The organism is Marmoricola sp. OAE513 (assembly GCF_040546585.1).
In the GTDB taxonomy this organism is placed as follows: Bacteria; Actinomycetota; Actinomycetes; order Propionibacteriales; family Nocardioidaceae; genus Marmoricola.
In genome coordinates, this window is record NZ_JBEPOC010000001.1 from 2,963,788 (window position 1) to 2,982,986 (window position 19,199).

Annotated in this window: 16 protein-coding genes; 13 read left to right on the forward strand and 3 right to left on the reverse strand. The window is 70.3% G+C overall.

Annotated features, from left to right (window positions below; all coding sequences use genetic code 11):
- Positions 1–41: 41 nt before the first annotated feature.
- From ahcY to secA, 10 genes are all read left to right on the forward strand, one after another.
- The gene (gene ahcY / locus ABIE44_RS14825; protein WP_209715969.1) at positions 42–1,481 is read left to right on the forward strand and encodes an adenosylhomocysteinase; all 1,440 of its coding nucleotides are present in this window, start codon (positions 42–44) and stop codon (positions 1,479–1,481) included.
- A 16-nt stretch (positions 1,482–1,497) separates the two neighbouring features.
- Positions 1,498–2,259, forward strand: a complete 762-nt coding sequence (gene mtrA, locus ABIE44_RS14830; RefSeq protein WP_354438113.1) for an MtrAB system response regulator MtrA — start codon at positions 1,498–1,500, stop codon at positions 2,257–2,259.
- A complete protein-coding gene (mtrB, locus tag ABIE44_RS14835) occupies positions 2,237–3,862 on the forward strand; it encodes an MtrAB system histidine kinase MtrB (RefSeq protein ID WP_209715967.1) in 1,626 nt (541 codons plus the stop codon). The genes mtrA and mtrB overlap by 23 nt, the downstream gene beginning before the upstream one ends.
- Positions 3,859–5,622: an LpqB family beta-propeller domain-containing protein gene (locus ABIE44_RS14840; protein ID WP_209715964.1), complete on the forward strand. Its 1,764-nt coding sequence runs from the start codon at positions 3,859–3,861 to the stop codon at positions 5,620–5,622. Before mtrB ends, ABIE44_RS14840 begins: the two co-directional genes overlap by 4 nt.
- Before the next feature lie 61 nt (positions 5,623–5,683).
- Positions 5,684–6,412: a ComF family protein gene (locus tag ABIE44_RS14845; protein WP_209715961.1), complete on the forward strand. Its 729-nt coding sequence runs from the start codon at positions 5,684–5,686 to the stop codon at positions 6,410–6,412.
- A gap of 447 nt (positions 6,413–6,859) precedes the next feature.
- Positions 6,860–7,465, forward strand: a complete 606-nt coding sequence (hpf, locus tag ABIE44_RS14850) for a ribosome hibernation-promoting factor, HPF/YfiA family (RefSeq protein ID WP_502912742.1) — start codon at positions 6,860–6,862, stop codon at positions 7,463–7,465.
- A 70-nt stretch (positions 7,466–7,535) separates the two neighbouring features.
- Positions 7,536–8,216 carry a response regulator gene (locus ABIE44_RS14855; RefSeq protein ID WP_502912743.1) on the forward strand — a complete coding sequence of 227 codons (681 nt, stop codon included), beginning with the start codon at positions 7,536–7,538 and terminating at the stop codon, positions 8,214–8,216.
- A 158-nt stretch (positions 8,217–8,374) separates the two neighbouring features.
- Positions 8,375–9,589: a winged helix-turn-helix domain-containing protein gene (locus ABIE44_RS14860; RefSeq protein WP_209715956.1), complete on the forward strand. Its 1,215-nt coding sequence runs from the start codon at positions 8,375–8,377 to the stop codon at positions 9,587–9,589.
- Positions 9,573–9,971, forward strand: a complete 399-nt coding sequence (locus ABIE44_RS14865; RefSeq protein WP_209715953.1) for a PLDc N-terminal domain-containing protein — start codon at positions 9,573–9,575, stop codon at positions 9,969–9,971. Before ABIE44_RS14860 ends, ABIE44_RS14865 begins: the two co-directional genes overlap by 17 nt.
- A gap of 73 nt (positions 9,972–10,044) precedes the next feature.
- Positions 10,045–12,909 carry a preprotein translocase subunit SecA gene (secA, locus tag ABIE44_RS14870; protein WP_209715950.1) on the forward strand — a complete coding sequence of 955 codons (2,865 nt, stop codon included), beginning with the start codon at positions 10,045–10,047 and terminating at the stop codon, positions 12,907–12,909.
- A 215-nt stretch (positions 12,910–13,124) separates the two neighbouring features.
- Here secA and ABIE44_RS14875 read toward each other — a convergent pair whose 3' ends face one another.
- From ABIE44_RS14875 to ABIE44_RS14885, 3 genes are all read right to left on the reverse strand, one after another.
- Entirely contained in the window at positions 13,125–13,553 is a 429-nt protein-coding gene (locus ABIE44_RS14875) for an Rv3235 family protein (RefSeq protein WP_209715947.1), read from the reverse strand.
- Positions 13,554–13,745: 192 nt separating this feature from the next.
- The gene (locus ABIE44_RS14880) at positions 13,746–15,134 is read right to left on the reverse strand and encodes a hypothetical protein (protein WP_354438117.1); all 1,389 of its coding nucleotides are present in this window, start codon (positions 15,132–15,134) and stop codon (positions 13,746–13,748) included.
- Positions 15,135–15,554, reverse strand: a complete 420-nt coding sequence (locus ABIE44_RS14885) for a cupredoxin domain-containing protein (protein WP_209715945.1) — start codon at positions 15,552–15,554, stop codon at positions 15,135–15,137.
- Between the two features lie 143 nt (positions 15,555–15,697).
- Here ABIE44_RS14885 and ABIE44_RS14890 point away from each other — a divergent pair, with 143 nt between their 5' ends.
- The 3 genes from ABIE44_RS14890 (at position 15,698) to pruA (ending at position 19,191) form a co-directional block, all read left to right on the forward strand.
- Positions 15,698–17,128 (forward strand): WS/DGAT/MGAT family O-acyltransferase, encoded by a 1,431-nt coding sequence (locus tag ABIE44_RS14890; protein ID WP_209715942.1) that lies wholly within the window; start codon positions 15,698–15,700, stop codon positions 17,126–17,128.
- The gene (locus tag ABIE44_RS14895) at positions 17,125–17,460 is read left to right on the forward strand and encodes a DUF6912 family protein (RefSeq protein ID WP_209715940.1); all 336 of its coding nucleotides are present in this window, start codon (positions 17,125–17,127) and stop codon (positions 17,458–17,460) included. The genes ABIE44_RS14890 and ABIE44_RS14895 overlap by 4 nt, the downstream gene beginning before the upstream one ends.
- A gap of 66 nt (positions 17,461–17,526) precedes the next feature.
- The gene (gene pruA, locus ABIE44_RS14900; RefSeq protein WP_209715937.1) at positions 17,527–19,191 is read left to right on the forward strand and encodes an L-glutamate gamma-semialdehyde dehydrogenase; all 1,665 of its coding nucleotides are present in this window, start codon (positions 17,527–17,529) and stop codon (positions 19,189–19,191) included.
- Positions 19,192–19,199: the final 8 nt, after the last annotated feature.

Genomic DNA, 19,199 nt, shown 5'->3' on the forward strand with positions numbered 1-19,199 from the left:
TGTCCCGGACCGAACCCTTTCAACCTGCAAGGACTTGAGACATGGACTACAAGGTCGCCGACCTTTCCCTGGCCGCTTTCGGCCGCAAGGAGCTCACCCTCGCCGAGCACGAGATGCCTGGTCTGATGGAGATGCGTCGCCGTTACGGCGCGTCCAAGCCGCTCGCGGGCGCCCGCATCGCGGGCTCGCTGCACATGACGATCCAGACCGGTGTCCTCATCGAGACGCTGACCGCGCTCGGTGCCGACGTCCGCTGGGCCACCTGCAACATCTTCTCGACCCAGGACCACGCCGCCGCGGCGGTCGTCGTCGGTGACGGCACCCCCGAGAACCCGACCGGTACGCCGGTCTTCGCCTGGAAGGGCGAGACCCTCGCGGAGTACTGGGACGAGGCCGAGAAGGTCTTCCAGTTCAAGGACGCCGAGGGCAACCCGATCGGCCCGAACATGATCCTCGACGACGGTGGCGACATCACGCTGCTGGTCCACAAGGGCACCGAGTTCGAGAAGGCCGGCGCCGTCCCAGGCCAGGACTCCACTGACAACGAGGAGTACAAGGAGGTCCTCCGGGTCCTCGCGCGCTCCCTCGACAACGACCCGACGTACTGGACCAACATCGGTGCGGGCATCAAGGGTGTCACCGAGGAGACCACCACCGGTGTCCTGCGTCTGTACGACCGCTTCAAGGAGGGCTCGCTGCTCTTCCCGGCGATCAACGTCAACGACTCGGTCACCAAGTCGAAGTTCGACAACAAGTACGGCTGCCGCCACTCGCTGATCGACGGCATCAACCGTGGCACCGACGTGATGATCGCCGGCAAGACGGCCGTCATCTGCGGCTACGGCGACGTCGGCAAGGGTTCGGCCGAGTCGCTGCGCGGCCAGGGTGCTCGCGTCATCGTCACCGAGATCGACCCGATCTGCGCTCTGCAGGCGGCGATGGACGGCTACGAGGTCAAGCGCCTCGAGTCGGTCGTCGAGTTCGCCGACATCTTCATCACCACGACCGGAAACTTCGACATCATCCGCGTCGAGCACTTCGAGAAGATGAAGCACCAGGCGATCGTCGGCAACATCGGTCACTTCGACAACGAGATCGACATGGCCGGCCTGGCCAAGATCCCGGGCATCGTCAAGGACGAGATCAAGCCGCAGGTTCACCAGTGGATCTTCCCCGACGGCAAGAAGGTCATCGTGCTGTCCGAGGGTCGTCTGCTGAACCTCGGCAACGCGACCGGCCACCCGTCGTTCGTGATGTCGAACTCCTTCACCAACCAGGTCCTCGCGCAGATCGAGCTCTACACCAAGCTCGAGGAGTACCCGATCGGTGTCTACGTGCTGCCCAAGCACCTGGACGAGGAGGTCGCTCGCCTGCACCTCGACGCCATCGGCGTCGAGCTGACGGTGCTCAACCAGGCTCAGGCCGACTACCTCGGCGTGCCGGTCGAGGGTCCGTTCAAGTCGGACCACTACCGCTACTGAGCCTGTAGCAATCTCAGTGAACCAGCCGGACCAGGCCGGGCGGGCCCGCATCCTCGTCGTCGACGACGATGCGGCCCTCGCCGAGATGCTGTCGCTCGTCCTGCACAACGAAGGCTTCCAGAGCCGCATCGTTGCGCGCGGGGACGAGGCGTACGCAGCATTCGTCGAGTACAAGCCCGACCTGGTCCTGCTGGACCTGATGCTTCCCGGTACCGACGGGATCGAGGTCTGCCGCCAGATCCGCGGGACCTCCGGGGTACCGATCGTGATGCTGACGGCGAAGAGCGACACCATCGACGTCGTCGTCGGGCTGGAGTCGGGCGCGGACGACTACGTCGCGAAGCCGTTCAAGCCCAAGGAGCTCATTGCCCGCATCCGCGCCCGGATGCGGCACTTCGAGGCGCCGGCCCTCGAGGTCCTGGACATCGGCGACCTGACCATCGACGTCGCCGGCCACAGCGTCACCCGCAGGACCGACGCCGGCGCCCCCGAACCGATCGCGCTCACGCCGCTGGAGTTCGACCTGCTCGTCTGCCTGGCGCGCCGACCCTGGCAGGTCTTCACCCGCGAGATGCTCCTGGAGCAGGTCTGGGGCTACCAGCACGCCGCCGACACCCGTCTGGTCAACGTGCACGTCCAACGGCTGCGGGCGAAGGTCGAGCACGACGTCGAGAACCCGGCGATCGTCGTGACGGTGCGCGGGGTCGGCTACAAGGCCGGCGCGACCGCGTCGGGCGAGGCCGAGGTCCCCAGCGATGGCGACCGTCCTCCGGCCTGAGGCCCTCACGCGCCCGTTCGTCGCGGCGTTCGGGTTCTGGCGACGCTCCATCCGGACCCGGGTGGTCGTCGCGATCGTGCTCCTGGGTGCCCTGGTCGCCGGCACGGTCGGACTGTTCGTGAGCCGGCAGATCTCCGACGGTCTGGTGGCCAGTCGGGTCAAGGCCTCGGTGGCCGAGGCGACCAGCGAGACCAAGGCGGCGCGCGAGCGGCTCGCGTCGGCCGGCAGCAGCGACTTCGACCCGGTCACCCAGCTCAGCCAGCTCGTCGAGACCCTGGTCACGCGCGGAAAGATCCGCGGCTTCGACGTGGTCGTGCTGGGTCCCGTCACCACCTCTCCCGGGGCGAGGACGTCCGCGACCGGGATCCGGACCACGCCGGGCATCGCTGCGGACAGCGTCCCCGCACGGTTGCGCCGGGTGGTCGAGCGCGACAACAGCATCGCCTGGACCTACACCCGGGTCCGCCGGATCTCCGACGACCTGGGCGAGGGGCGGCCGGCCGTCGTGGTCGGCTCCCGGGTCGTGCTGCCGTCGGACGGCGGCACCTACACCCTCTACTACCTGTTCCGCATGAGCGAGGAACAGCGCACCCTGGACCTGGTCCGGCAGTCGCTGCTGACCTCCGCCGTGCTGCTCCTGCTGCTCACCGCCGGAGTGGTCTTCCTCGTCACCCGGCAGGTGATCACGCCGGTGCGGCTGGCCCGACGGGTCGCCGAGCGGATCGCCTCGGGGCGTCTGGAGGAGCGGATGCACGTGCACGGGGAGGACGACATCGCGCGGCTCGCCGTGTCGTTCAACCAGATGGCCGACGCGCTCCAGCAGCAGATCCGCCAGCTCGTCGACGTCTCCCGGGTCCAGCGGCAGTTCGTCTCCGACGTCTCCCACGAGCTCCGCACCCCGCTCACGACCGTGCGGATGGCCGGGGACGTGCTGCACGACTCGCGCGAGGGCTTCGACCCGGTGGCCGGGCGGGCGGCCGAGCTGCTCCAGAACGAGCTGGACCGCTTCGAGAACCTGCTCGCCGACCTGCTGGAGATCAGCCGTTTCGACGCCGATGCTGCCGGCCTGGACCTGTCCGAGGTGAACCTCGTCGACGTGGCCCACCGGGTCGTCGACCAGGCCGACCCGCTGGCGCGGACCCGCGGGGTGACGGTCATCCTGCGGACGCCGATCCCGTGCATCGCCGAGGTCGACGAGCGCCGGATCGAGCGGGTGCTGCGCAACCTCGTCTCCAACGCCATCGACCACGCCAACGTCCGCGGCGACTCGCGGGTGATCGTGACGGCCGGCGCGGACGCGCACGCGGTCTCGATCACGGTGCGCGACTACGGGGTCGGCCTCGCGCCGGGCCAGCTGCAGATGGTCTTCAACCGGTTCTGGCGCGCCGACCCGGCCCGGGCCCGCACGACCGGGGGAACCGGTCTCGGCCTGGCTATCTCGCTCGCCGACACCCAGCTGCACGGTGGTTGGCTGCAGGTCTGGGGAGCACCGGGCGCGGGGGCACAGTTCCGGATGACCGTGCCGCGCCGGGCCGGCGACCCGCTCGGCCACAGCCCGCTGCCGCTCGTACCGCCCGACGCCGACACGGGGGAGAAGTCGTGAGCACCTACCGCCACCGTGCGCTGCCGCTGCTGGCCCTGCTGCTCGCCGCCCTGGTCGCGGCCGGCTGCTCGACGCTGCCCTCCAGCGGCGAGGTGCACACCCAGCCGGACGCCGCGGCGGACGGGTCCGGGCAGGCGCCGTACTTCGCGCCTCCGGGCCCGGTCGCCGGGGCCGACCGCGAGGCGATCGTCCGCGGCTTCCTGCTGGCCACCCAGGCGAACCCGCCGAGCACCTCGGTGGCGCGGTCGTTCCTCACCGATCAGGCCCGGATCACCTGGAAGCCGACCAGCACGATCGTCTACGACGCCCCGACCCTGGAGACGCGGGCGGACAGCGTCCGGGCGAGGCTGTCGGGGGCGCACCGCCTCGACCAGCGCGGCAGCTGGACCGGAGGCTCCGCCCCGTCGTCGCTCGACGTGGACTTCAACCTGTCGCTGGAGAACGGCGAGTGGCGGATCTCCAACCCGCCCGCGGCGATGCCGGTCCCGTTCTCCTACTTCGGCAGCCTCTACGTGCCGTTCCTCGTCTACTTCTTCGACCGCACCGGCACCGTGCTGGTGCCGTCGCGGGTGTACCTGCCCCTGGGGGAGCAGATCCCCTCCAGCCTCGTCCGCAGCCTGCTCGCGGGACCGACCGACGTCCGGCGGGCCGCGACCGCGACCGCTTTCCGCTCGGGCATCGACCTCGACCTGTCCGTGGTGGTCAGCGACGACGGCATCGCGGAGATCCCGATGTCGAAGCAGATCCAGCGGCTCTCGCCCGGCGAGCTCTACCGGGTGGTGCTCCAGCTGACCGCGACGCTGCGTCAGCTGCCGGGCCTGGTGAAGATCAGGATCACCGTGGACGGCATCCCGGTGCCGCTGGTCAACGGCCAGACCGACGTGAGCGTCGACCTGGCCCCGGAGTTCGACCCGGTCGCGGCGGCAGGGCGCAATTTCGTCGGTGTCGCCGAGGGGCGCGTCGTACGCCAGGACGGCGACAGCACCAAGGCTGTCGGAGGTCCGCTCGGCGCGCCCGGGTTCGCGCTCCGCTCGGTCGCCGAGAGCGTGCCGCGGGCCACGTACGCCGGGGTCTCGGCCAGCGGGCGGCGCGCCTACGAGGCCCCCGCCTCGGGGTCCCCGCAGGGGTCCCGGGTCCGTAGCGTCGTCACCGGCGCCAGCAACCTGCTGAAGCCGGTCTACGACCGGTTCGGCGGGCTCTGGCTGGTCGATGCGACCCCGGCGGGCGCCGTGGTCCACCTGGTCACCGACGGTCGCGACCGGATCGTGCAGGTGCCCGGTGTCTCGGGCCGCCGGGTCTCGGCCTTCACGGTGACCCGCGACGGGACCTCCCTGGTCGCGGGGCTCGCCACCACGCCGGCCCCGACCCTGGTGGTGGACTCGTTGATCCGGTCCGAGAACGGGCAGGTGCTGCGCGCGAAGGCGGACCAGCGGGTCGTGGTGACCCAGGCCGACCTGGCGCCGATCATCGACCTCGGCCAGGACTCGGCCACGAGCGTGGCGGTGCTCACCCAGAACGCGACCCAGGGGACGAGCGGGAGCGGACGGGTCTTCAGCGTCGAGCTCGACGGTTCTCCGGGGGTCCCCGGCGCCGTCTCGACCGATCCGGTCCCCGGCAGGTTGGCTGCCCTGCTGGCCAGCCCGGACGACCGGCTCCCGCTCCGGGTGGTCACCCAGGACGGCCGGTTGCTGACCCAGCAGGGCTCGGGGGAGTGGACCCGCAGCGGGGGCGAGATCCTCGCAGCGGCCTACCCGCAGTAGTTATCCCCCGATCGGGGTCAGGCACCGATCGGCCCGCACGCCGTCGGGGAGCGTCTCCCGGGTGTGGCAGGAGTGGGTCGACCTCGCGTTCGGTGGCCGGTGCGCGGTGTGCGCGGAACCGGGGCGGCCGCTCTGCTCCGGGTGCAACGCCGCGCTGCCCGGGGACGGCCGGCGGGTACGACCGGTGCCCGAGCCGGTCGGCCTCGCCCCGACGTACGCCGCCGGTTGGTACGACGTGCCGCTGAAGCCGATGGTGCTCGCTCACAAGGAGCACCAGGTGCACGGCCTCGCGGTGCCGCTGGGCAACGTGCTCGGCGGGGTCGTCGCCTCGGCCGCCCCGGGGCGCGCGGACCTGCTCCTGGTGCCGGTGCCGTCGAGCCCGGCCAGCGTCCGCCGGCGCGGCCACGACCCGACCGCACGGATGGTGGCCGCAGCGGCCAGGACGCTGCGGCGTACCGGGAGGGTGGCGCACGCGGTCGCCCTGCTGCGCCACCGCGGCGCCGTGGAGGACCAGGCGGGTCTGGATGCCGCCGGGCGCACCGCGAACCTGGCCGGGGCGTTCGTGGTGGTGGCACGCGCCCAACGCCGGCTGGCCGGACGTCGGCTCCTCGTGGTGGTGTGCGACGACGTCGTGACCACCGGGGCGACCGCGCGGGAGGCCCAGCGAGCCCTGGCCGGCGTCGGGCTCCCGGTCGCGGCGGTGGCCGCGGTCGCCGCCACGCGCAAACGCTCGGGGGCGGCCTCGGAGGACCCGTGGGGGACCGTCCCGCACGGTCCTCGATGTCACTGACTGCTACCGCTTTGTCCCACTCCCGGCTAACGTCTGTACATGGAGTCCGTCCGGGTCCGTGGTTGCGTCGGTCAAGACCTGGACGAACAGCGCCTTCCTCCGGGAGGGAGCTGTCTCGGACCAGGTTCGACCCGGCAAGCCGATGCCAGTCGCAGGCGAAACGGCCCACGTAAGGCAACGTCCGCAGCTCGCTGCGGTCCGCGCCGATCACGGAGCGGCTTAGACGTAAGTCCTGCCTGTCGCCCCTCGTCAGATACGGGGACGCGACGGAGAAGGCCAGTAGTGGCAGAAGCTGCGACCGTCTCAGCAGGCGGGTGTGGGGGAGAAGACCAGGTCGGCCGGGCGGGCTCCGCCGTACGACGCACGTAGCTGGATCCAGTAACCAACCGGACGGCTGCCACCCAAGGACAGCCGTCCCGACAACGGGAGGTTTGTATGGACGTTGTGGTGAGCAGCAGGCACTGCGAGATCTCGGAGCGTTTCCGCGAGCACGTGGAGGACAAGCTCGTGAGGCTGGAGAAGCACGACCACCGGATCATCCGGGTCGAGGTGCTCCTGGAGCGCGAGCGCAACGCGCGGCAGCCCGAGCGCCAGGTGCGCGTCGAGCTCACCGCCAAGTCGAAGGGCCCGATCCTGCGGGCCGAGGCGGCGGCGGAGGACAAGATGGCCGCGCTCGACCTGGCCCTGGACAAGATGTCCGCGCAGATGCGGCGCGCCGCCGACCGCCGCAAGGTCCACCACGGCCAGCGTGCCCCTGAGTCGGTGCACCAGGCGATGGCTCGCGCCGGCAACGGTGAGCCCGCCGAGGTCGAGGCCGACGACGAGGTGCAGGTGCGCAAGGTCGGCCCGGTGACGGTGACCGGGGACGGTCCGCTGGTGGTGCGCGAGAAGACGCACCCGGCGACGCCGATCAACCTCGAGCAGGCCCTCTACGAGATGGAGCTCGTCGGACACGACTTCTACTTGTTCGTCGACAAGGAGAGCGAGCGCCCTTCGGTCGTCTACCGACGCCGCGGCTACGACTACGGCGTGATCTCGCTCGACGTGACCTGAGGGTGGCGCTGGTCGTGAGCTGTTGGCCCGAAGCCCCACGGGTGCACGCCGGATCTGGGATGATCTGCGCGTGCCAGAACTGATGGGGGAGACGGCTGCGGTCCGGGTCGTCGTGGTCGACGACCAGGAGCTTTTCCGACGCGGCCTCACGATGCTGCTCGGCGTCGAGGCGGACATCGAGGTGGTGGGTGAGGCCGGCGACGGCGTGACCGCCGTGGACCTGGTCGTCGAGACGATGCCCGACATCGTGCTGCTCGACGTCCGGATGCCCAAGCGCAGCGGCCTCGAGGCGTGCATGCAGATCAAGGCGCAGGCCCCGTCCGCGCGGATCATCATGCTCACCGTCAGCGACGAGGAGGGCGACCTGTACGAGGCCGTCAAGAACGGCGCGTCCGGCTACCTGCTCAAGGACTCCTCGATCGACGAGGTCGCCCAGGCGATCCGGGTGGTGGCCGAAGGCCAGTCGCTGATCAGCCCGTCGATGGCAGCCAAGCTGATCGACGAGTTCAAGGAGATCTCCCGCACCGACCGCGAGGTCGGCACCGTGCCCCGGCTCACCGAGCGCGAGCTCGAGGTGCTCCGGCTGGTCGCGACCGGCCTGAACAACCGCGAGGTCGCCAAGCAGCTCTTCATCAGCGAGAACACGGTGAAGAACCACGTCCGCAACATCCTGGACAAGCTGCAGCTGCACTCCCGGATGGAGGCCGTCATGTACGCGGTGAGGGAGAAGCTCCTGGAGATCCCCCAGTAGGACCGCCAAGCGCGGCGCCTGGCTGCGTTGTCGTCGCTTGACGTCCGCTCCGCTGCGCTCCGCTGAAGGACGCCTGCGCTTCTCCGCCTTGCCATGCACCACACCTGACGATCCTCGAGTCGCTGACGATGTCCCCGGGGCCCGCTAGCGTCCCTGGCATGCAGTCCCTCTCGTTGGCCCAGGCACGCCGGATCGCGCTGGCGGCCCAGGGGTTCCTGGACCCGCCGCACAGCACCCCGACCCTGGCGACGCTGAACCGGACGCTGCGCCGCACGGGGGTGCTCCAGGTCGACTCGGTCAACGTGCTGCAGCGGGCGCACTACATGCCGCTGTTCAGTCGGATGGGCGGCTACGACACCGACCTGCTGCGGCGCGCCTCCAGCGGCCGGGCCCAGCGCCGCCTGGTCGAGTACTGGGCGCACGTGCAGGCCTTCATGCCAGTCGAGCTCTGGCCGCACATGCAGCACCGGATGGCGCAGCACCGGGCCCAACGGGGGAAGTGGGGGAGCGAGGGCGTCACCGAGGAGCTCGAGACCTCGCTGGTCGCCGAGATCGTCGATCGCGGCGCCAGCACGGCGCGCGACCTGGACGAGGGCCTGCCCCGGACCAAGGATCAGTGGGGCTGGAACTGGTCGGCCACCCGTCGCACGCTCGACTACCTGTACGCCGCCGGCGAGCTGGCGATCGCCGGGCGCAACAGCCAGTTCGAGGTGCTCTACGACCTGCCCGAGCGGGTGCTGCCGGACGCGGTGCTCGTCGTACCGGTGCCCGAGCCCGCCGAGGCGCACCGCGAGCTGGTCCGCCGGGCGGCGCTCTCGCACGGCGTCGGCACCGAGCCCGACCTGCGCGACTACTACCGGATGAAACCGACCGAGTCCCAGGCTGCCGTGGCATCGCTGGTCGAGGACGGTGAGCTCGTCCCGGTGGCCCTGGAGGGCTGCCGGAAGCCGGCGTACCTGCATGCGGCAGCACGGGTCCCGCGCAAGGTCCGGACCCGGGCGCTGCTGAGCCCGTTCGACCCGCTCGTGTGGGAGCGGACCCGGACCGAGCTGCTCTTCGGATTCCGGTACCGGATCGAGATCTACGTGCCGGAGGCGCAGCGCGAGTTCGGCTACTACGTGCTGCCGTTCCTGCTCGACGAGGCGATCGTGGCGCGGGTCGACCTCAAGGCCGACCGCAAGGGGCGGGTGCTCTTGGTCAAGGCCGCGTACGCCGAGGAGCAGGCCCCGGCGGACACGGCCGACGAGCTGGCGGCCGAGCTGCGCTCGTTGGCCGACTGGTTGGGGCTCGATGACGTTTCGGTAGCGGCCCGTGGAGATCTCAGCGCGGCGCTCGACGCCGCCGTACGATCCTCGGGTGCTGCGCTTCTATGAGGGCTGGTTCCTCGTCGTCCTGGTCCTCGACATCTTCTGCGTGATCGACATCATCCAGAGCCGCGAGGGCGAGGTCCGCAACCTGCCCAAGATCGCCTGGTTGCTGCTCGTCCTGTTCTTCCCGCTGGTCGGGTCGATCGCCTGGTTGGCCGTCGGCCGTCCGTCGCGCCAGCCGGCCGGCCGGTCTCCGTACGAGCGGTCCGCCCCGGCCTACCCGGAGTACGACCGACCGGGTCGTGCAGCCGGGGTCTCGGCCGAGTCCGACGACGAATTCCTCCGCAAGGTCCGGGAGCGGGCCGAGGAGCAGCGCCGCCGCGCCGCCGAGCAGAAGAAGGCCGCCCAGGAGGAGTCCGAGGGCGGCGGGGACGGCAGCGAGCGCTGAGCGTCACCGGTTCGCCGCCTCTGGGTAGAGTTGGCAGCCGCACCACCACCATCTTTCCTGGGAGCCTGAGAACGTGCCTGCCATCATCGACAAGATCCTTCGCATCGGCGAGGGCAAGATCTTGCGCCAGCTGGAGACCATCTCCAAGGCGATCAACGCGATCGAGGACGACTTCGTCGCGATGAGCGACGACGAGCTGCGCGGCATGACCGCGGAGTTCCGCAAGCGCCTCGAGGACGGCGAGACCCTCGACGACCTGATGCCGGAGGCCTTCGCGACGGTCCGCGAGGCCGCCAAGCGGGTTCTGGGCCAGCGGCACTTCGACGTGCAGATCATGGGCGGCGCAGCGCTGCACCTCGGCAACATCGCCGAGATGAAGACCGGTGAGGGCAAGACCCTCGTCTCGACCCTGCCGTCGTACCTGAACGCGCTCGAGGGCAAGGGCGTCCACGTCGTCACCGTCAACGACTACCTGGCGAAGTACCACGCCGAGTGGATGGGCCGGGTGCACCACTTCCTCGGCCTCACCGTCGGCGTGATCCTGCCGGAGATGAGCCCGGCGGAGCGTCGCGAGGCCTACAACTGCGACATCACCTACGCCACCAACAACGAGCTGGGCTTCGACTACCTGCGCGACAACATGGCGAACGCCCTGGAGGACTGCGTCCAGCGCGGCCACAACTTCGCCGTCGTCGACGAGGTCGACTCGATCCTCATCGACGAGGCCCGGACGCCGCTGATCATCTCCGGTCCGACCCAGGACGAGGTGAAGTGGTACGCGGAGTTCTCCAAGATCTCCGAGAAGCTGACCATCGACGTCGACTACGAGGTCGACGAGAAGAAGCGCACCATCTCGATCCTCGAGCCGGGCATCACCAAGGTCGAGGACTACCTCGGCATCGAGAACCTCTACGAGTCCGCGAACACCCCGCTGATCTCGTTCCTGAACAACTCCATCAAGGCCAAGGAGCTGTTCAAGAAGGACAAGGAGTACGTCGTCATCGACGGCGAGGTCCTCATCGTCGACGAGCACACCGGTCGCATCCTCGCGGGCCGTCGCTACAACGACGGCCTGCACCAGGCGATCGAGGCCAAGGAGGGCGTGACCGTCCGCGAGGAGTACCAGACCCTCGCCACGATCACCCTGCAGAACTACTTCCGCCTCTACACCAAGCTCTCCGGTATGACCGGTACGGCCATGACCGAGGCCTCGGAGTTCGACAAGATCTACAAGCTCGGCGTCGTCCCGATCCCGCCGAACAAGCCGATGGCCCGGATCGACCAGCCCGACCTCGTCTACCGGACCGAGGAGGCCAAGTTCAACGCGGTCGCCGACGACCTCGAGGAGCGCCACCGCACCGGTCAGCCGGTCCTGGTCGGTACCACCTCGGTCGAGAAGTCCGAGCTGCTCTCCGAGCTGCTCAAGAAGCGTGGTGTCGCGCACACGGTGCTGAACGCCAAGCAGCACGAGAACGAGGCCAAGGTCGTCGCCATGGCCGGCCACAAGGGCGCCGTCACCGTCGCCACCAACATGGCGGGTCGCGGTACCGACATCATGCTGGGCGGTTCGGTGGAGTTCCTCGCCGACCAGGAGCTGCGCAAGCAGGGTCTGGACCCGGTCGAGCACGCCGAGGAGTACGAGGCCGCCTGGCCCGCCGTGCTCGAGCGGATCACCGAGCAGGTCAAGGCCGAGCACGACGAGGTCAAGGAGCTCGGCGGTCTGTACGTGCTGGGCACCGAGCGGCACGAGTCCCGCCGGATCGACAACCAGCTGCGTGGTCGTTCCGGCCGTCAGGGTGACCCGGGTGAGTCCCGGTTCTACCTGTCCCTGGAGGACGACCTGCTCCGGCTCTTCAACGCCGCCTTCGTGGAGCGTGTGCTCCTCGCACTGCGGGTCCCCGACGACGTGCCGATCGAGAACAAGTCGGTCACCCGCTCGATCCAGTCCGCCCAGGGCCAGGTCGAGGGGCAGAACTTCGAGTCCCGCAAGAACGTCCTCAAGTACGACGACGTGATGAGCCGTCAGCGCGAGGTCATCTACGGCGAGCGGCGCGAGGTGCTCGAGGGTCGGGACCTGACCCAGCAGATCCGCACCATGATCGACGAGGCGGTCGCCACCTACGTGACCGCCGCGACCGACGGGTTCCCGGAGGAGTGGGACCTCGACGGCCTCTGGACCGCGCTGGGCACCTTCTACCCGATCTCCCTGCGGTACGAGGACCTCGAGGCCAAGGTCGGCGGCCGCGACGGTCTCGACCGTGGCGAGCTGCTCGAAGAGCTGCAGGCCGACGCCCACGCCGCCTACGACCGGCGCGAGGCCGAGGTGGGCGAGGAGGTCATGCGCGAGCTCGAGCGCCGGGTGCTGCTCTCCGTGCTCGACCGCAAGTGGCGCGAGCACCTCTACGAGATGGACTACCTGCGCGAGGGCATCGGGCTGCGGGCCTACAGCCAGCGCGACCCGCTGGTGGAGTACCAGCGCGAGGGCTTCGACATGTTCGCCGCCATGAAGGAAGGCATCCGCGAGGAGACCATCGGCTTCCTGTTCAACCTCGAGGTGCAGGTCGAGGAGGAAGAGGACTACAGCGACGTCGAGATCCCCGCGGGGATGGAGATCGAGCCGGGTCACGAGGGCCACAACCACGCCCCGATCTTCCGCCCGATCGGTTCCGGGGACGAGGGCCGCGACGAGGGCCAGACGCACGCCCCGATCATCCGCGCCAAGGGGCTCGAGGCTCCCAAGGCCCCGACGAACCTGACGTACGCCGGTCCGAGCGAGGACGGTGAGGTCGAGGTGAAGGGCAAGACGGTCACGAACGCCGACGACCCGTACGCGGGGATCAGTCGGAACGCGAAGTGCCCGTGCGGGTCGGGGAAGAAGTACAAGCAGTGCCACGGGTCGCCGAACCCGGGGGCGTTCGACACCTCCTCCGGCGGCTGATCACCCCGGTCGTCGAGCTTGCCGAGACGTGGTGGCGGGCGCTGGGTCCGGCCACGCGCCGCGCACCCCGGCGGCGCCAACCACCCCTCCGCTCGTGCCTCGCTCCGGGGGGCCAGACCCATCCACGGCGCCGCCGGGGCACCCGGCGCGCGTCCTGATCTCCGCCTGGCTCGCCTCGCTGCGCCTTTGACCCGGCCGCAGGTCGGGTGGCTTGTCTAGCCGAACTGGATCGCTGAGCAGCGCCAGCGGCCCTCGATGCAGTCGATGCGGGCTGCGATGGCGCGGGAGCGCTGTCCGTGGCGGACGTGGATGCTGATCTCGGCGACGTCGGGCTGGGGGCGGGACAGGTGGACGCTGCGGACCTGGGCGCGCAACCGGGGGCGACGGGGGTCGGAGGAGCGGCGCCGGAGGGCGCTGGTACGCCGGTAGAGGTCCTCGTACACGTCGTCGGTGGTCCAGCGCATCAGCTGGTAGACGCCGCGGTCCCCTCCGATCACCTCGACGACGGCCTGGGCGAACCGGGTGGCGAAGCCCGCCAGGTCGGGGTCGTCCCCGGTCACCAGCCGCAGGTTGGGCCGGGTGGGCAGGTCGGGGCCGGTGCCCAGGTCGAGGCTGAGCAGGCCCTGGCTGGCCGGTGCGTTCATGGGTCCTCCGCGGGTGGGGTCACAGGGGAGACGCGCTGGGGTGCTCGGGAGCACGCGCGTCCGGCCGCGGGTTTGCGACCGTTCCGGTGCCACGTGGTCTACGGGCGGCCCGAGGCAGGCGTCAGCGCCCCGACGAGGCCCTGTGCACGGCGGCGCTCGGCGCGGTCCGGTGGAGAACGCCCGGGAGGAGGTTCAGGCGCCGAAGAGGAGGTACAGGCCCGAGGCGGTGAAGAACACCATCACAACCAGCAGGCCGATCTGGCCGGTGACCTGGTGCTTCTTGGGCAGAAGCGTCAGGGCGCGGTCGTGCGCGGCAACGACACCGACGATGTGTCCGAGGACCACGGCGACGACCTTGGTGCTGGCCAGGAAGGTCGGGTGCGTGGAGAGCCAGTAGTTGACCGAGTAGTCGGCCGTCCCGAACAGGTTCGAGCCGTCGGCCATCGGGTCGCTGAGCTGGATGAGCGTGGTCTGCCCCTGCTCGACGAAGTAGCTGAGGTAGTGCGCGGTCATGTACCCGACGATGATCGGGATCACCGAGTGGGCGAACAGCCGGGGCAGGCGGGAGCGCGGGACGGCGTCCGGCGCCTCGGTGTCGATGCCGGTGGACATCGTCGCGATCGCGAACGCGCCGCCGATGACCAGGCACATCACCAGGAGCGCCGCGGTGTTGACGAGCTCGACGTTGCTGTCGACCTTGCTGAGCACCTTCACCCAGCGGATCGTGTCCTTGTAGGAGTCGAACGCGGTCGACCCGAACAGCACCGCCACGACCGCCACCGTGCCCGGTCGGGGGACCAGCGTCGCCAGGTTCGCCAGCGGGCTCCGCCAGACCAGGACGCCGTCGGTGTTGCGGCCCCAGGGGGAGAGCTTGGCGAGCAGGTCGGAGTAGACCTCGAACGGGTCGGCCCGGGAGATCCAGGTGTCGCCGAAGACCGCGGCGCCGAGGAGCATCACCATCGCGTAGACGGCCAACCAGGCCTCGACGCCCGGGTGCAGGCCGGAGTGGCTGATCCAGTTGCCGCGCGGGTTGACCAGCTCCTGCCAGACGAAGGCGAAGAGCCCGACCGCTGCGGGCCAGTAGCCGAGCTTCTCGGGGTAGGTGAAGACGCCCTTGGAGGGGTTCACCCGCAGCGCCCACGACAGCGCGCCGAAGACGGTCCGGATCGGGTTGATCGCCCGGTAGAACCTGCCGAACAGCAGCGAAGCGGGCACCAGGCCGACCCAGAGCAGGACGTAGAAGACGCCGAAGACCGGGTTGAGCGTCAGGTCCGGCCCCGCCACCAGGGCCCAGACCATGAAGGCCGTGAACGCCAGGCCGAGCACCTTGAGCAGTCCGACGTACGCCGGGGAGTCGAGCACCGCGGCCAGCTTGCCCGGCAGCGGGCGACCGGCTGCACCACGTCCTGACCCGCTGTCGTCGTACCGGGGCTTGCGCCAGGCCAGGATGAGGACGCAGAACGAGACGATAAGGGCAGCGGTACCGCCGGCGATCGCGAGCGGAGCGGGTACCGGGAGGTCCTTGGCCCCTCCGAAGCCGTGCATCGGCACCATCGGGCCGACCAGGTCTGCGACGAACACTCAGCTGACCTCGAGCTGGGCGATCAGCTTGTCGAGCGCGTGGTCCTCGACGTCGACGACGCCGGGCTGGTCGAAGGTGAGCGTGATCTCGGAGTCGCCCTTGGCGAAGTCGACCTGGTGCTCGGGCGTGCTGTGCACGTGCAGCTGGCCGTCCTCGGTGCTGGAGATCTTGAGGACCACCGGCTGGTTGAGCTTCACCTCGACGCGCAGCGCGCTCGGTTCGACCGTCTTGCCGTCCAGGGTGATCTCGATGACCTTGGCGTCCGCGGCCGGACTGGCGGTGACCTGGGCGGCCGGAGTGGCGGTCAGGTCACCTTTGACCTCGCGGGTGCTCTCGTCCTTGCTGGAGCCGCACGCGGACACGCTCAGGGCGAGGAGGACGCAGGCGGTCGCGGCGAGGGCGCGGGGACGGGTCTTCATGGTGGACTCCCGGGGTGCCGGAGGTGGGACGTGCGACGGCGGTCGCGGTTGCTCTGCCAGAATCCCACGTACAGGATTGAATACCTGCACCACCCTGGGAACTCTCCGGAGGTTCTCAGGCAGGACGAGCTGAGGCGGAACCGATGAGCGAGCGACTGCGGAGCGCGGACCTGGCACTGCTGACCGCGGAGACCGCCAGTACGCCGATGCACAACGCGACCCTGGAGATCTTCGACCCGGGCGAGTCCGGCTTCGGCTACGACGCCCTGATCGCGCACATCGAGGACCGGATCACCTTCGTCCCGCGCTACCGCCAGGCCATCCGGAACGTCCCCGGCAGGATCGCGAACCCGGTCTGGGTCGACGACCCGGACTTCGACCTCGGCTACCACGTGCGTCGTTCCGCGCTGCCCCGTCCCGGCACCCTGGACCAGCTCCGCGAGCTCACCGCGCGGATCATGTCGCGCCGCCTGGACCCCTCCCGCCCGCTGTGGGAGGTGTACTTCGTCGAGGGGCTCGAGGGGGGACGCGTCGCCGTGCTCTCCAAGTCCCACCAGATCCTGGTCGACGGGATCGGCACGGTCGACCTGGGCCAGGTGCTGCTCGACGTCGACCCCGGCCCGCGGCACCTGGTCCCCGAGGACTGGCGTCCGGCGGCCGAGCCGTCCTCGACCGCGCTGGTCCTGGACGCCCTCGCCGAGACCGCCAAGGACCCGCTCACGGCGCTCACCACCGCCCGCGGCACGGTCGGTGCGGCCGGCAGGGCGGCCGGGTCGGTGCTGAACCGGGTGGGGTCCATCGCCGGCGCACTGTCGAACCGCCGTACGGCGCCCGACAGCCCGTTCAACGTCGACCCGAACGAGCAGCGCCGGGTGGTACTCGTGCGGACCGCTCTCAAGGACTACCGCCGGGTTCGTCGGGTCCACGGCGGCACCGTCAACGACGTCATCCTGGCCACCCTTACCGGCGCGATCCGGGCCTGGTTGATGACCCGGGCCGAGTCCGTCGGCAGCGGCCGGCGGATCAAGGCGTTGGTACCGATGAGCGTCATCGACGAGGACCTGGAGCCGACCTCGCTCGGCTCCCAGGTCGTCGGGCACCGCCTGGACCTGCCCATCGGGGAGGCGTCCCCGGTGATCCGGCTGCACCAGGTGTCCTACGCGTTCAAGGCCCACAGCGAGACGGGTCGAGCGCTGGCCGCGGACCGGATCGCGGGGGTCGCGGGCTTCGCGCCGACCACCTTCCACGCGCTCGGGTCCCGGGTGGCTGTCGACGAGTCCGCCGGGGTCAACCTGGTCGTCACCAACGTGCCCGGTCCGCAGTTCCCGATGTTCATGGCCGGCGCGGAGATGATCGAGACCTACCCGGTCCCGCCGCTGCAGAAGGGCTTCTCGCTGGCCATCGGCGTCACCTCCTACGACGGGGGCGTCTACTACGGCATCACCGCGGACCGCGACATCCTGCCCGACGTCGACGTGCTCGGTCAGTGCGTGAAGGAAGCCCTCGACGAGCTGGTCGACAGCGCCAGCGACACCCGTCCGCGGGCGCCGCGGGGGAGGAAGAAGACGACATGAGGGTCTACGTCCCGACCACCGTCGCCGGTCTGGCGGCGTACGTCCGCTCCGGCTCGGTGCCCTCGACGGCCGAGCGCTTCGTGCCGGTCGACGACTCCGAGGAGGCCGAGTACGAGGCGCTGGCCGAGGCGGCCGAGGTCGCGACCGGTCTCCTCGAGGAGGACGGCCGTCGGGTCGTCATCGTGGCCGACGTCGAGGACGAGGACGCCGCGTTCCCCCTCAGCCAGGTCGAGGCGGTCCACGCCGACACCGAGGACGTCGACCCGGGTGAGGACGACCTGCCGGACCTCGGCTGGTTCGCGACCCAGGAGATCCCCGACCTGATCGGCTGAGGGCGTCTCGGCAGGCTCGACGACCGGGGCCGCTCGAGGACCCCGGCCCTGTGGCAACCTGGGGCGATGGATGCCATCACCCACCCGCCGGCTCCCACCAACGAGCCGACCCTGCACTACGCGCCGGGCAGCCCCGAACGGGCCGCCCTGACCGCAGAGCTGACCCGCCAGTCCACCCGCACGATCAACCTGCCGGCCACCATCGGCGGGCGCCGCCGGATGGGCGGCGGTGCCGAGTTCTCCGTCGTCCAGCCGCACGACCACGCGTCCGTGCTCGGGGTCTCCCGGCACGCGAGCACCCAGGACGCCGAGGCTGCGGTCCGGGCCGCCGCGAAGGCGGCTCCCGGCTGGCGCGCGCTGTCCTACGACGACCGGGCCGCGATCTTCCTCAAGGCCGCCGACCTGCTCGCCGGACCGTGGCGCGCCCGGTTGAACGCCGCCACCATGCTCGGCCAGTCGAAGACCGCCTGGCAGGCCGAGATCGATGCCGCCTGCGAGCTCATCGACTTCTGGCGGTTCAACGTCGAGTTCGGCCGGCAGGTCCTGGCCGAGCAGCCCCTCGCGAACAGCCCGGGGATCTGGAACCGCACCGACCACCGCCCGCTCGAGGGCTTCGTCTACGCGATCACCCCGTTCAACTTCACCGCGATCGCCGGCAACCTGCCGACCGCGCCGGCGCTCATGGGCAACACGGTGATCTGGAAGCCGTCGCCGACCCAGCAGCTGGCCGCACACCTGACCATGCAGCTGCTCGAGGAGGCGGGGTTGCCCCCGGGGGTGATCAACATGCTCCCCGGTGACGGGCTGGACGTCTCGAAGGTGCTGCTGCACCACCCGGACCTCGCCGGGATCCACTTCACCGGTTCCACCCCCACGTTCCAGCGCCTGTGGGCCACCGTCGGGGAGAACCTGCCCGGTTACCGGTCCTACCCGCGGATCGTGGGGGAGACCGGCGGCAAGGACTTCGTGCTCGCGCACCCCTCGGCCGATCTCGACGTGCTCCGGGTCGCGCTGGTGCGCGGCGCCTTCGAGTACCAGGGACAGAAGTGCTCGGCCGCGTCGCGCGCCTACGTGCCGCGGTCGCTGTGGAAGAAGCTGCGCGACCCGCTGGTGGCCGAGGTCGAGGGCCTGGCGATGGGCGACGTCCGGGACTTCTCGAACTTCCTCGGCGCCGTCATCGACGACCGCGCTTTCGCCAAGCACAAGGCGGCGATCACCCGGGCCAAGCGGTCCTCGAAGCTCGACGTCGTTGCCGGCGGCCAGTACGACGACAAGGTCGGCTGGTTCGTCCGGCCCACCGTGGTCACCTCGACCGACCCGACCGACGCGATGTTCTCGACCGAGTACTTCGGGCCCATCCTGGCGGTGCACGTCTACGAGGACGCCCGCTTCGAGAGGGTCACCGACCAGCTCGAGTCGTTCGCGCCGTACGCGCTCACCGGCGCGGTGATCGCGCAGGACCGGGCGGCGATCGCGTGGGCGAGCGAGCGGCTCCGGTTCGCGGCAGGCAACTTCTACGTCAACGACAAGCCGACCGGCGCGGTGGTCGGCCAGCAGCCGTTCGGCGGCGGCCGGGCCTCGGGCACCAACGACAAGGCGGGCTCGGCGGCGAACCTGCTGCGCTGGACCTCGCCACGGTCGATCAAGGAGACGTTCGTGCCGCCGACCTCGGTGGGCTACCCGCACCAGGCCCCAGAGCAGGACCCAGAGCAGGCCCCAGAACAGGGCTGAGGACGGGC